At 74.5% G+C, this 12699-nt stretch carries 12 protein-coding genes and 1 pseudogene; 7 read left to right on the top strand and 6 right to left on the bottom strand.

The window, feature by feature from the left end:
* Positions 1–56: 56 nt before the first annotated feature.
* Together V2J85_RS04830 and V2J85_RS04825 are read right to left on the bottom strand one after the other, a co-directional pair.
* Positions 57–1118 (bottom strand): right-handed parallel beta-helix repeat-containing protein, encoded by a 1062-nt coding sequence (locus V2J85_RS04830; protein ID WP_261952904.1) that lies wholly within the window; start codon positions 1116–1118, stop codon positions 57–59.
* 457 nt (positions 1119–1575) lie between these two features.
* A complete protein-coding gene (locus tag V2J85_RS04825; protein ID WP_261952905.1) occupies positions 1576–2376 on the bottom strand; it encodes a TetR/AcrR family transcriptional regulator in 801 nt (266 codons plus the stop codon).
* Positions 2377–2458: 82 nt separating this feature from the next.
* On the opposite strand from V2J85_RS04825, the gene V2J85_RS04820 reads away from it, so the two are divergent.
* Positions 2459–4765 (top strand): excinuclease ABC subunit UvrA, encoded by a 2307-nt coding sequence (locus tag V2J85_RS04820; RefSeq protein WP_261957234.1) that lies wholly within the window; start codon positions 2459–2461, stop codon positions 4763–4765.
* 74 nt (positions 4766–4839) lie between these two features.
* On the opposite strand, the gene V2J85_RS04815 is transcribed toward V2J85_RS04820, so the two are convergent.
* A complete protein-coding gene (locus tag V2J85_RS04815) occupies positions 4840–5214 on the bottom strand; it encodes a VOC family protein (protein ID WP_261952906.1) in 375 nt (124 codons plus the stop codon).
* A gap of 289 nt (positions 5215–5503) precedes the next feature.
* Between V2J85_RS04815 and V2J85_RS04810 the strand changes: the two genes are divergently transcribed.
* The gene (locus tag V2J85_RS04810; protein ID WP_261952907.1) at positions 5504–5899 is read left to right on the top strand and encodes a hypothetical protein; all 396 of its coding nucleotides are present in this window, start codon (positions 5504–5506) and stop codon (positions 5897–5899) included.
* Here V2J85_RS04810 and V2J85_RS04805 read toward each other — a convergent pair.
* On the bottom strand, positions 5835–6629 hold the full coding sequence (locus V2J85_RS04805; RefSeq protein ID WP_261957235.1) for a CDP-alcohol phosphatidyltransferase family protein: 795 nt from the start codon (positions 6627–6629) through the stop codon (positions 5835–5837). The genes V2J85_RS04810 and V2J85_RS04805 overlap by 65 nt on opposite strands.
* Positions 6630–6736: 107 nt before the next feature.
* Between V2J85_RS04805 and V2J85_RS04800 the strand changes: the two genes are divergently transcribed.
* From V2J85_RS04800 to V2J85_RS04780, 5 genes are all read left to right on the top strand, one after another.
* Positions 6737–7726: a zinc-dependent alcohol dehydrogenase gene (locus tag V2J85_RS04800; protein WP_261952908.1), complete on the top strand. Its 990-nt coding sequence runs from the start codon at positions 6737–6739 to the stop codon at positions 7724–7726.
* A gap of 76 nt (positions 7727–7802) precedes the next feature.
* Positions 7803–8201 (top strand): 6-pyruvoyl trahydropterin synthase family protein, encoded by a 399-nt coding sequence (locus tag V2J85_RS04795; protein WP_261952909.1) that lies wholly within the window; start codon positions 7803–7805, stop codon positions 8199–8201.
* Positions 8198–9316: a glycosyltransferase family 4 protein gene (locus tag V2J85_RS04790; RefSeq protein ID WP_261952910.1), complete on the top strand. Its 1119-nt coding sequence runs from the start codon at positions 8198–8200 to the stop codon at positions 9314–9316. The genes V2J85_RS04795 and V2J85_RS04790 overlap by 4 nt, the downstream gene beginning before the upstream one ends.
* Complete coding sequence (locus V2J85_RS04785) at positions 9313–10170, top strand: class I SAM-dependent methyltransferase (RefSeq protein ID WP_261952911.1); 858 nt, start codon at positions 9313–9315, stop codon at positions 10168–10170. The genes V2J85_RS04790 and V2J85_RS04785 overlap by 4 nt, the downstream gene beginning before the upstream one ends.
* Entirely contained in the window at positions 10167–11360 is a 1194-nt protein-coding gene (locus V2J85_RS04780) for a lysylphosphatidylglycerol synthase transmembrane domain-containing protein (protein WP_261952912.1), read from the top strand. Before V2J85_RS04785 ends, V2J85_RS04780 begins: the two co-directional genes overlap by 4 nt.
* Here the strand turns inward: V2J85_RS04780 and V2J85_RS04775 are convergent.
* Together V2J85_RS04775 and V2J85_RS04770 are read right to left on the bottom strand one after the other, a co-directional pair.
* Positions 11274–11918, bottom strand: a pseudogene (locus tag V2J85_RS04775) (RibD family protein); the annotation flags it as partial. The gene V2J85_RS04780 and the pseudogene V2J85_RS04775 sit on opposite strands and share 87 nt — an antisense overlap.
* Positions 11911–12666: a creatininase family protein gene (locus tag V2J85_RS04770; RefSeq protein WP_261952913.1), complete on the bottom strand. Its 756-nt coding sequence runs from the start codon at positions 12664–12666 to the stop codon at positions 11911–11913. The pseudogene V2J85_RS04775 and the gene V2J85_RS04770, both read right to left, overlap by 8 nt.
* Positions 12667–12699 lie beyond the last annotated feature (33 nt).

Below are 12699 nucleotides of genomic sequence, written 5' to 3'. Positions count from 1 at the left end.
CTATTCTCCCGTGGTAGGTGAGTGCACCCGTGGTACCGGGTGCGCCCGGTGGGCCGTCAGCACAGCCCGGCCGGCTTCGAGGTCCGGCAGACGTTGCGGACGAACCTGTTCCCCCGGCCCTTGGGGTCCCGGTTGGCCAGGTCGACCGGCTTGTTGCGCAGCACGATGTTGTCGACGACGGTGTTGTGCTCGTTGAGCGCGCCCACGAAGCTGTGGAAGAGGACGACGCCGCCGGAGAGCGGCGACTTGCCCCGGTTGTCGCGGACCAGGTTGTGCCGCACCAGCGCCCGCTCGGTGCCGGTGAGCACGATGCCCGAGCCCTGGAGGAACGGCAGCCGCTTGGTGGCGGCGCAGTGCTTGTTGTTCCGGGAGACGTCGTTGTCCCGTACGGTCAGTGCGCCCGCCCGGGGGCGGGACTCGTCGCCGACGATGAAGACCCCGGCGCAGTTCCCGACGACGGTGTTGTGGCCGACCGTCAGGTTCCTGACCCGGCGGATGGTGACACCGATCCGGTTGTGGGACATCCGGTTCTCGGTGATCGACGCGCCCCGGGTGTCGGTCGCGCCGCCCTCCTCCTTGACGGTGTTCGCCAGGAAGATGCCGGAATCGCCGTTGCCGGTGACGAAGTTGTCGCGGATCACGCCGCGGATGGACTTCTCCTGCGCGATGCCCCAGACCCCGTTCTTCCGGGACGTCACCCCGTGCACGGACAGCCGGTCGGTGCCGGAGGCCCAGATGCCGTTCTGCTTGAAGCCGGTGACGGTCAACGCGCGGATGCTGACGCCCCGGAGCAGCCGGTGCCGCGAGCCGAGCACGCAGATGCCGTTGCCTTCCTCGCCGCAGCGGTTCGCCGCCCGCTTCGCCGACGGGCGGATCACCGTCTTCTTGCCGGCCCCGACGAGGTGCAGCCGCGGCGTGGTGATCAGCACGCTCTCGCGGTAGACCCCGGGCCGGAGGACGACGGTGTCACCCGGCCGGGCCGCGTCCACCGCCTGCTGGATCGACTCGCCCGGGCGGACGACATGCCGTCCCGGGGCATCGGAGGGGGGTGCCGCGCCCAGTCCGCCGGCCATCACCGCGGCGACGCAGCCCAGGAGTGTCATCTGTTGTAGGGCCATGAGGCGAAGCTATGGGCGATCAGACCCGCTCGCCATTTGTGGTGATCCGATGACGGCCGAGGGCGCGCCCGCGGGCGTCCGACACGCCGTCAAGTCCGCTGGCCGGCCGTCCGTCCGGCCGCGCATCAGGGCCGGTCAGCGGGGTTCTCCGGATGCTCGCCGCGGCTCCCTGTGCCGGTCGGCGGATCGCCCGGCCGGCACTCACCTGACCGGGTATCGGATGCCGCGTCCGCACGGTCCCCGGGCCCGGCATCCGACGGTGGGTCAGCCGGCCCGTCCGGCCACACCTCGCTCAGGAACGCCGTGAGGCTGGCCGGCAGGAACCACGGTCGGACGCGGAAGACGGTCATGGCAGACCAACGCGCGGGGCCCGGCCGACGACACCGGCAAGGGGCATGACGCCCCCTTCATCACCCCAACGGCCCTCGGCGGCGCGGCGGGTGCGTCCGGTCCCGGCTCAGCGGGCGCGCCGGATCGCCGCCTCGACCCCGTCCAGGACGACCGCGAGCCCGCCCTCGAAGGTGGCCCGCGCCTGGCGTTCCAGATACGGCACCGAGTCGTCGGTGACCGGGGCCGCGCCCTCGGTCTCCAGCCGGACCAGCAGCGGGAAGCGCTCGGCGAAGTCGGGCACCACCTCCTCCAGCATCCCGGACCGCGCCAGCCACCAGTCCTCGTCGGACACCCCGGTCGAGGCCGCGGCCACCCGGGACTCGGCGACGGTCCGCGCGGCCCCGCGCACGACGTGCACCAGCGTCCCGACCACCCGCCGCAGCTCCGCGGAGTCAAGACCGGTGGCGTACAGCAGCCGGAGCAGCGTCTCCAGGGCGCGGTACTCGTGCGGGCCGAGCACCGGGCGGGCCTGGGAGACCTGGAGCACCCAGGGGTGGCGCAGGTAGAACTCCCAGGTGTCCTCGGCCCAGGAGGTCACCGCGGCCCGCCAGCCCGCCGCCGGGTCGTAGTCGTGCGGCAGTTCGGCCAGCACCTGGTCGTACATCAGGTCCACCAGCTCGCTCTTGCCCGGGACGTAGGTGTACAGCGCCATGGCGGTACGCCCCAGTCGCTCGCCGACCGCGCGCATGGACAGGGCCGCCATGCCCTCCGCGTCGGCGACCGCGATCCCGGCCCGGACGATCACCTCGACGCTCAGGGCCGGTTTGGGGCCCGGCCACTGCCGCGTACGCGCCCCGCCGGGGCGCTCGTCGCGCCACAGCAGAGCCATCGACCGACGGGGGTCGCCCTGGCCGGCGAATACCACCACTTGCCGTCTCCTTACGCCATAAAGTAACGTCGCCCGGCGAACTCTTTACGGTGTAAGGATATCAGGAGGGGTGGCGGCTGACATGGGGGCCGAGCAGGCAGGAAAGCCGGATAGGGAGACCGCGTACGCGGCGGATGGTCACGATGTGATCGAGGTGCGCGGTGCCCGGGAGAACAATCTCGCCGACATTTCCCTGGACATACCCAAGCGCCGTCTCACGGTCTTCACCGGCGTCTCCGGATCCGGGAAGTCCTCCCTGGTCTTCGGCACCGTCGCGGCCGAGTCCCAGCGGCTGATCAACGAGACCTACACGGCCTTCGTGCAGTCCTTCATGCCGGCCCGCAGCCGGCCCGACGTGGACGCCCTGCGCAATCTGAGCGCGGCCATCGTCGTCGACCAGGAACGCATGGGCGCCAACGCGCGCTCCACCGTCGGCACCGCCACCGACGCCCACACCATGCTGCGGATCATCTACAGCCGCCTGGGCACCCCGCACGCCGGCACCTCCACCGCGTTCAGCTTCAACAGCGCCGAGGGCATGTGCCCCGAGTGCGAGGGGCTCGGCCGGGTCTCCACCATCGACCTCGACCAGCTCGTGGACACCTCGCGCTCGCTCAACGAGGGCGCGATCAGCGCCCCCGGATTCACCGTCGGCTCGTGGTACTGGCAGACCCTCGCGCACTCCGGATTCTTCGACCCCGACGTGAAACTCGCGGATTTCACCCCCGCGCAGTGGGACGACTTCCTGCACAAACCCGCCACCAAAATCAAGCGCGGCACCTCGAACATCACCTATGAAGGACTGCTGACCCGGGTCCGGCGGACCTATCTCGCCAAGGACCGGGAATCCCTGCAACCGCACATCCGGGCCTTCGTCGACCGTGCGGTGACCTTCGCCGCCTGCGGGGCCTGCGGCGGCGCCCGCCTCAATCCCGCGGCCCTCGCCTCCCGCATCGCCGGCCGCAACATCGCCGAATGCTCCGCCCTCCAGATCAGCGATCTGGTGGACTTCGTCCGCGGCATCGACGACCCGTCGGTGGCCCCGCTGGTCGCCACCCTCCGCGACACCCTGGAATCCCTCGTCGAGATCGGCCTCGGCTATCTGAGCCTGGACCGGGAATCCGGCACCCTCTCCGGCGGCGAGGCCCAGCGGGTGAAGATGGTCCGGCACCTCGGCTCCAGCCTGACCGACGTCACCTACGTCTTCGACGAGCCCACCGTCGGCCTGCACCCGCACGACATCCAGCGGATGAACGACCTGCTGCTGCGGCTGCGCGACAAGGGCAACACCGTCCTCGTCGTCGAGCACAAACCCGAGACCATCGCCGTCGCCGACCACGTCGTCGACCTCGGCCCCGGCGCCGGACCGGCCGGCGGACGCCTCTGCTACACCGGCGACGTCCCCGGCCTGCGGGCCTCCGGCACCCTCACCGGCCGCCATCTCGACCACCGTGCCGGGCTGCGCGAGCAGGTCCGGCGGCCCACCGGCTTGCTCGCCGTCACCGGCGCGACCACCCACAACCTCAAGGACGTCAGCGTCGACCTGCCGCTCGGCGTGCTCACCGTCGTCACCGGCGTGGCCGGCTCGGGCAAGAGCTCCCTCGTCCACGGCTCACTGAGCGGCCGGGACGGCGTCATCACCGCCGACCAGTCCCCGATCCGCGGCTCCCGGCGCTCCAACCCGGCCACCTACACCGGCCTGCTCGGCCCGGTGCGCACCGCCTTCGCCCGGGCCAACGGTGTCGGCCCGGGACTGTTCAGTGCCAACTCCGAAGGCGCCTGCCCCACCTGCAAGGGCATCGGACTGGTCTACACCGACCTGGCGATGATGGCCGGTGTGGCCGCCGTCTGCGAGGAGTGCGAGGGCCGGCGGTTCACGCCCGAGGTGCTCACCTACACCCTGCGCGGCAAGAACATCAGCGAGGTGCTCGCGATGTCGGTCGCCGAGGCCCGGGAGTTCTTCCCCTCCGGCCAGGCCCGCACCGTCCTCGACCGGCTCGCCGACGTGGGCCTGGCCTACCTCGGCCTCGGCCAGCCGCTCACCACGCTCTCCGGGGGTGAGCGGCAGCGGCTCAAACTCGCCCTCCACATGGCCGAGAAGGGCGCCCTCTACGTCCTCGACGAACCCACCAGCGGACTGCATCCGGCCGACGTGGACAAGCTGCTGGGCCTGCTCGACCGGCTCGTCGACGACGGCAACACCGTCATCGTCATCGAACACCACCAGGCCGTCATGGCCCACGCCGACTGGATCGTCGACCTCGGTCCCGGCGCCGGCCACGACGGCGGCCGCATCGTCTTCGAAGGCACCCCCGCCGACCTCGTCACCACCGGCGACACCCTGACGGCCCGCCACCTGCGGACCTACCTCCGCCGACCGGCCGAGTAGGCCCGTACACCAGCCGCAGGACCACCCCTGGCCGCCTCGACGCAGCCCGTACGCAAGGGAGTTGACCGCCCGCCTCAGCCCGCGCGTTCCGCCGCGCTGCGCTCCACGCAGAACTCGTTGCCCTCGATGTCGGCCATCGTCGCCCACCCCGTCCCGTCGGGCCGGCGGTGGTCGGCGACCAGGGTCGCGCCGAGCGCCAGCAGCCGCTCGACCTCCTCGTCGCGGCCGCGGTCCTGCGGCTGCAGATCCAGATGCAGCCGGTTCTTCCCGGCTTTGGCCTCGGGCACCGCGACGAACAGCAGCGCACCGGCCGCGGTGCTGACCGTGGCCTCGGGATCCCCCGGGAAGTCGTCCTCGGCCAGCGAACCGCCCAGCACCTCGGCCCAGAAGGTCGCCAGCCGGTGGGCATCGGTGCAGTCGACGGTGACGTGCCGTATCAGTGAGCTCATGCGCGTCAGTGTCCGCGGAGGTCCGGCGCCTGTCCACCGGGATCGCGCGCCGGGAGTGCACCCGGTTTGTCCGGCCCACCCATTCAGGTCGGGCACCCCCGTCGTCTACAGTTGCAGAAATCCGCAATTCAACAGATGACGCGACGGCCGTACGGCCTGAACGCGGAGGACCATGCGTGGGCGGTTTCGCCGAGTCGGTACGGGCACACCAGACCCGCGGTGCGGGCCGGGCAGGGGCGCGGACGTGAGCGGCGCCCGGTCACTCCCCACCGGGACCGGGTGAGCGCGGATGTCCGGCGCAGCACGGCGTAAGGGACCGCCGCCCTGGCGGGCGGTCCGCTCCCGCACCTGCATACCGGCGCCCTCCGGCCCGGGTGCCGGCCGGCCCTGCCGCGGGCGCCCGCCGGCCCGGGGGCCGTTGCGCCGCCCCCACGGACACGGCCGAGGCTGCCCCCAGCCGACCGCCCGTCACCACGCCTCCCCGCGCTGCGGCGTCCGGCACCCGCGCACCACCGCGCTCCGCCCGGGTCTCCAGCTGGCCCGGCTGCCCGGCGCCGTACTGGTCACCCACCGGGCGCCGCGCACCGGCCTGTTGCGCCGGGTCCTGCTCTCCGTCCTCGTCACGAACCTGCTGCTGCTCTTTCTCGCGCTGGTCGTCTATCTGGGACGGCACGCGGGCACGTAGGGGCCTCTCCCCGGCTCCCCGGCCGGGCCCGCCACAGCCACCTGACGTCCCGTCCGAACGACCACACCAGCAGCGCCAGCGCGCCGGCCACCGCAGCGCCGGCCACCTCCCGCGGCACGATCCCGGCGCCGGCCACCACCAGCACGATGCCCTGCAGCGCCGCCACCGTCTTCCGGGCCATGCTCGGCGGCAGCTCACCGCGCAACCACGGCCATGCCCAGGACGCCGCGACGAACGCGTACCGCATCAGACCGATGGCCAGGACCCAGACGCCCAGCGGCATCGCGACGTACACGCACAGCACGAGGATCAGGAACGCGTCGACCTCCATGTCGAAGCGCGCCCCCAGCCGCGTCGCCGTGTCGGTGCGGCGGGCCACCTGGCCGTCCACGGCGTCCAGGATCAGCGCCACCGTGGCCAGCGCGGTCAGCACCGCGACCGGGGCCCGCCGGTCGAAGGAGTCCGCGACCAGCGCGGTCACCCCGCCCACCAGGATCGCCCGGGCCAGCGTGACGCGGTTCGCCGGCCCGAACGGACCGGTCCACGAGCGGCGCAGCGCCAGCGTCAGCACCGCCCAGGTCACCACCGCGAACGCGGAACCCGTCAGCCACCCCGCGGTGCCCAGCCCGACCACCCGGCACAGCACCTCCAGCACCAGCAGCTGCACGCCCATGCCCGCCGTGGTGTCCGGCCCCAAGGCTCTTGTGTCGTAGTGCCCTTGTACGGCCACCATGCCTCCCTTGACCTGTGGCGGAGTCGGGGGGCGCCGCGTAGGGTGACGGCGTCCTTGATCCCCAGCATCGAGGACTCCTCGCCGTAGCGTCCAGGAGGATCCCGTTGTCGCGCGCCGCTTGTGCCTTTTGGACAAACGCCCCAGGACAGGGCGGGATCCGGCCGGCGGAGCTGTCCCGGCCCGGTCCCGACGAGGTGCTGGTGCGCACGCTCTGGTCCGGGGTGAGCCGCGGCACCGAGACCCTGGTCTTCCGCGGCGGGGTGCCGGAGAGCCAGCACACGGCGATGCGGGCGCCCCACCAGGAGGGCGACTTCCCCGCGCCGGTCAAATACGGCTACCTCAACGTCGGTGTCGTCGAGGAGGGACCGCCCGCGCTGCGCGGCCGCACGGTCTTCTGCCTGTACCCGCACCAGACGCACTACGTCGTCCCGGCCCACGCCGTCACCCCCGTACCGGACACCGTGCCCGCCGCCCGCGCCGTGCTCGCCGGCACCGTCGAGACCGCGGTCAACGCCCTCTGGGACGCCGGGCCGCTGATCGGCGACCGGATCGCGGTGATCGGCGGCGGCATGGTCGGGTGCAGCGTGGCCGCCCTCCTCGCCCGTTACCCGGCGGTGCGGGTGCAGTTGGTCGACGCCGATCCCGGCCGCGCCGCCACCGCCGAGGCGCTCGGCGTGGACTTCGCGCTGCCCGCCGACGCCCGGGGCGACTGCGACCTCGTCGTGCACGCCAGCGCCACCGAGGAAGGCCTGGCCCGCGCCCTCGAACTGCTCGCGCCGGAGGGCACCGTCCTGGAGCTGAGCTGGTACGGCGACCGGCGGGTCAGCCTGCCGCTGGGCGAGGCGTTCCACTCCCGCCGGCTGGTCGTGCGCAGCAGCCAGGTCGGCACCGTCTCCCCGGCCCGGCGGGCCCGCCGCGGCTACGCGGACCGGATGGCGCTGGCCCTCGAACTCCTCGCCGATCCCGCCTTCGACGCGCTGATCACCGGGGAGTCCGCCTTCGAGGAGCTGCCGCAGGTGCTGCCCCGGCTCGCCTCCGGCGACCTCCCGGCGCTCTGCCACCGCATCCGGTACGCACCGCCGGACGGCCGGTAGGCGCCGCGCCCCGGCCCCGGATCCGCCCCCCCCACGACACCGTCACTGAGACCGACATCACACCGGAGGAACGGCCTTGTTCAGCATCACCGTCCGCGATCACCTGATGGTCGCGCACAGCTTCCGCGGTGCCGTGTTCGGCCCCGCGCAGCGGCTCCACGGCGCGACGTTCATCGTGGACGCCACCTTCCGCCGGCCCGAGCTCGACGCCGACAACATCGTCGTCGACATCGGCCTGGCCACCCAGGAACTCGCCGGCGTGGTCGGCGAGCTGAACTACCGCAATCTCGACGACGAGCCCGCCTTCGCCGGCACCAACACCTCGACGGAGGCGCTGGCCAAGGTCATCGCCGACCGGCTCGCCGACCGCGTGCAGGCCGGCAACCTCGGCGAGGGCGCCCGCGAACTGACCGGCATATCGGTCACCCTGCACGAATCGCACATCGCCTGGGCCAGCTACGAGCGCGCGCTGTGACCCCCGGCGCCGCCCCGGCGGGGGAGCGGACGGTGCACGTCGTCCTGCCCGGCGCCGTCGACGACCCGGCGGCGCCCAGCGGTGGCAACACCTACGACCGGCGGGTGTGCCAGGGTCTCCCGGCGGCGGGGTGGCGGGTGCGCCCGTACGCCCTGCCCGGCACCTGGCCGCGGCCGGCCGCCGCCGACCGCGCCGAACTGGCCCGGGTGCTGGCGGCCCTGCCCGACGGCGCGGTGGTCCTCCTCGACGGGCTGGTCGGCTGCGGCGTCCCCGAGGTCCTGGAGCCCGAGGCCGCCCGGCTGCGGCTCGCCGTCCTCGTCCACCTGCCGCTCGCCGACGAGACCGGGCTCGAACCCCGCGACGCGGCCGACCTGGACGCCCGCGAACGCCGCGCCCTGCACGCCGCCGGCGCCGTCGTGGCCACCAGCGCCTGGGCCGCCGGCCGGATCACCGCCCACCACCACCTGCCGCCCGCCCGCGTGCACCTCGCCCGGCCCGGGACCGACCCCGCACCGCTCGCGCCCGGCACCGACGCCGGCACCGCGCTGCTCTGCGTCGCCGCGCTCACCCCGCGCAAGGGGCAGCGCCGGCTGCTCGACGCCCTGGCGACGGTCACCGATCCGCCCTGGCACCTCACCGTCGTCGGCGGCCCCGGCGGCGACCCCGGCTACGCCTCTCAACTGCACGAGCAGGTCGCAGGGTTGGGAATCGGCGACCGGGTCCACTTCGCCGGACCACGGACCGGTGCCGAGCTGGCCGCGCACTACGCCGCCGCCGACCTGCTGGTCCTCGCCTCGTACGCCGAGACGTACGGCATGGTGATCACCGAGGCGCTGGCGCGCGGAATCCCCGTTCTGGCCACGGCCGTCGACGGCGTACCGGAGGCCCTCGGGCGGGCCCCCGACGGCACCCCGCCCGGCCTCCTCGTCCCCTCCGGGGAGCCCGCGGCGCTCTCCGCCGCACTGCGCGACTGGCTGGCGGACCGTGCGCTGCGGCACCGGCTGAGGGAGGCGGCGCGCGGACGGCGTGCCATGCTGGAGGGGTGGGAGATGACGTCGCACAGCCTGGCCGAAGCGCTGGAACGGCTTCGGCACGAGCCCCGGAGCAGCCGATGACCGCCGTCGGCAGCCCCCGATTCGCCCCCCGCTGGCTGGAGTTGCGCGAACGCGCCGACGCCGCGGCCCGGGCCCCCGAACTCCTCCGCCCGCTGCGCAGAGCGCTGGCCGGACGGCCCGGCCCGCCCGGTCTGACCATCCGCGACCTGGGCTGCGGCACCGGCTCCATGGCGCGCTGGCTCGCCGTCCGGCTGCCCGGCCCGCAGCGCTGGATCCTGCACGACCACGACCCCGTGCTGCTCGCCGAGGCCGGCTCCCGGATGCCCGCAACGGCCGCCGACGGCACGCCCGTCACGGCCACCACCGAGCGCGGCGACCTGACCGCCCTCACCGCCGCCGACCTCGCCGGAACCTCCCTGGTCACCGGCTCCGCCCTGCTCGACCTGCTCACCCTCGACGAGATCGAGGCGCTCGCCGCGGCCTGTGCCGGCGCCGGCTGCCCGGTCCTGCTGGCGCTCTCGGTCTCCGGGCGGGTGGAGCTGACCCCGCCCGATCCGCTCGACGGGGTGCTGGCCGGCGCCTTCAACGACCACCAGCGCCGTACCGAAGGGGGCCGCGGGCTGCTCGGTCCGGACGCGGTCGCCGCGGCGGTCACGGCGTTCGAACGGCACGGCTGGACGGTGCGGTTGCGGTCCAGCCCCTGGCGGCTCGGCTGCGCGGAGTCCGCGCTGACCGCCGAATGGCTGCGCGGCTGGGTCGGCGCCGCACACGCCCAGCGGCCCGCGCTGGCACCGGAGTCGACGGCCTATCTGGGGCGCCGGCTGGAGGAGTGCGCGGCGGGCGAACTGGGCGTGACCGTGCACCACACCGACCTGCTGGCACTGCCCGGTCCGCCGTCCGGGGACGGGGGGTGAACCGGCGCTGCTGGGCGCTGCTGCGGCTGCTCGCGGGCGCGGGCATCCTGGCGGCCCTGGTGTGGCACCTCGGTTCCGGCGCCTTCCTGGGCGGGCTGCGCCGGATCGACGCCGGAGCGCTGCTCGCGGCCCTCGCCCTCGGCCTGCTGACCACGGTCGGCAGCGCCTGGCGCTGGTGTCTGGTGGCCCGCGGGCTGGGCCTGCGGCTGCCGCTGGGCCGGGCGGTCGCCGACTACTACCGGGCGCTGTTCCTCAACGCGGCGCTGCCCGGCGGCGTCCTGGGCGACGTCCACCGCGCGGTGGGGCACGGCCGGGCCTCCGGCGACCTGGGCCGCGGGGTGCGGGCGGTGGTCCTGGAACGCACCGCCGGCCAGCTGGTGCTGGTGCTCGCCGGGGCCGTGGTGCTGCTCGCCCGGCCGTCGCCGGTCCTGGCACCGGTCGTTCGCGTCCTGGCCTCGCCGGGCGCCGCCGCGGTCGCCGTCGCGGTGGGCGCCGCGGCGCTCGTCCTCGCCCGGTGGCTGCGGCGCCGCCCCGGCACCTCACGCGTCCGGCGTGCGCTCGGCACCTTCCTGACCGAGGCGCGCCAGGGCCTCGGCGCCCCCGGTGTCCGGTCCGGTGTCGCGCTCTCCTCCGCGGTGGTCCTCGCGGGCTACCTCGCCACGTTCGTCCTGGCCGCCCGGGTCGCCGGCGTCACCGCGCCGACCGCCGAGCTGGTGCCGCTCGTGGTCCTCGCCCTGCTGGCGATGGCGCTGCCGCTGAACGTCGGCGGCTGGGGCCCCCGCGAGGGCGTCGCCGCCTGGGCCTTCGGCGCGGCCGGGCTGGGCGCCGCGCAGGGCCTGGCCACCGCCGTCGTCTACGGCGTCCTCGCCTTCGCCGCGAGCCTGCCCGGCGTCGTGGTCCTGTGCGTCCGGTGGGGTGCCGCCCTCCGCGCCGGCCGACCGCAGCTCCATCTCGAAGAGGGTGTCCTCCCCGAGCAGGCTGCGCCGCAGCGGCGGCCGGAGCGCCTCGCGCATCACCGTCGTCCCGGGGAACCGCAGTCCGGGCACGCCGTCCCCGATCAGTACCGGCGCGACGGTGAGGTACAGCCGGTCCAGCGCACCGGCCCGCACGAACCGCGACACGGTCACCCCGCCGCCCTCGATCAGCACCCGGCCCAGGCCGCGGCGCGCCAGGGCCGCGAGCAGCCGTGACGGGGCGAACGCCGCCGCGTCGGGCAGCCGGAGCACCTCGACCCCGTCGCCCGGGACGTCCGGCTCCAGCGCGGCCTCCGGCCCCACCAGCCACAGCGTCGGCGCGGCCCGGTCCGTGAACACCCCGCTGCCGTGCGGCACCCGGCCGCGCGGATCGAGCACCACCCGCACCGGGTTGTCGCCGGGACAGGCCCGTACGGTCAGCCGGGGGTCGTCCGCCACGGCCGTGCCCGCCCCGACCAGTACGGCGTCGGCGAGCGCCCGCAGCCGGTGCAGATGGCGGCGGTCGGCCGTCCCGGTGACGTAGTCGGCGTCGCCGGTGCGGGTCGCCACGAAGCCGTCCAGGCTCTGCCCCAACTGCCCGAACGCCACCCGCGGCCCGGCCAGGCAGAGCGGCAGATAGCGCTCGGCGAGCTCGGCGGCGCCGGCCGAGGCGGGCTCCGCCCAGCGCGGCCGGCCGTCGCCGTCCCGCACCAGCCCGGCGGCCCGGGCCTGCTCCTCCGTACGGATCCGCCGCAGCCGCTGCCACGCCTCCGCGGTCCCCAGCACCTCAGTCATCGGCGTCCGCCCCCGTACCCAGCAGCGCGACGTACTCGGCGAACGCCTCGGTCAGCCCGGCCAGCAGCTCCCGGCCCTTGTCGGCGGAGGCGAGCGAGGGGCGGCCGACGACACCGGACGTGGTGTACGCCGACAGCCCCAGCGTCAGCAGGTGCCGGCGGTCGTCGGCCGGGCAATCCGCTCCGGCGTAGCCGTCCTTGACCAGTTCCGGATGGGCGTGCAGCAGGATCGAGGTCTCCAGCTCGCCCGCGTGCATGTCGCTGTGCGCGGAGGTGCGTATCCCGGCCCGGTCGCGGGCCGCGTCCCAGTCGGCGGTGCCGGGGAACAGCGCCATCCGCATGCCGCGCCCGGCGGATTCCTGCACCACGTTGCGCAGCACGTAGTTGCCGCCGTGGCCGTTGACCAGGACCAGCGCCCCGATCCCGGACCGGAGCAGCGAATCGGCGAGGTCCGTGACGACCGCGTGCAGCGTCCGCGCCGAGATGCTGACCGTGCCCGGCCAGGCGGCGTGCTCCTGGGAACAGGAGACGGTCAGCGGCGGCAGCAGCAGGACCTCGTGGGCCGCGGCCACTTCCCGGGCGACGGTGCAGGCGATGACCGTGTCCGTGGTCAACGGCAGGAACGGGCCGTGCTGTTCGAAGCTGCCGATCGGCAGCACCGCCAGCCGCGGTCGCCGCTGCCGGACGTCCTCGGTGGTGTCGGCCGGCAACAGCCCGGTGGGCGTCGGCGGTTGCGGGGGAGCGGTCATCGGGATCGGTCCGCCTTTCGTCGGTCGGCTCGC

The organism is Streptomyces bugieae, assembly GCF_036352915.1.
In the GTDB taxonomy this organism is placed as follows: domain Bacteria; phylum Actinomycetota; class Actinomycetes; order Streptomycetales; family Streptomycetaceae; genus Streptomyces; species Streptomyces endophytica.
Note: the sequence above shows the minus strand (reverse complement) of the source record. Positions and strands in the feature narration are given on the sequence as shown.

What these genes read in the sequence shown, in the direction of transcription:
- V2J85_RS04830 (WP_261952904.1), bottom strand. Translation starts at nt 1,118, where the DNA reads ATGGCCCTACAACAGATGACACTCCTGGGCTGCGTCGCCGCGGTGATG.
- V2J85_RS04820 (WP_261957234.1), top strand. Translation starts at nt 2,459, where the DNA reads ATGGGGGCCGAGCAGGCAGGAAAGCCGGATAGGGAGACCGCGTACGCG.
- V2J85_RS04815 (WP_261952906.1), bottom strand. Translation starts at nt 5,214, where the DNA reads ATGAGCTCACTGATACGGCACGTCACCGTCGACTGCACCGATGCCCAC.
- V2J85_RS04810 (WP_261952907.1), top strand. Translation starts at nt 5,504, where the DNA reads ATGTCCGGCGCAGCACGGCGTAAGGGACCGCCGCCCTGGCGGGCGGTC.
- V2J85_RS04785 (WP_261952911.1), top strand. Translation starts at nt 9,313, where the DNA reads ATGACCGCCGTCGGCAGCCCCCGATTCGCCCCCCGCTGGCTGGAGTTG.
- V2J85_RS04770 (WP_261952913.1), bottom strand. Translation starts at nt 12,666, where the DNA reads ATGACCGCTCCCCCGCAACCGCCGACGCCCACCGGGCTGTTGCCGGCC.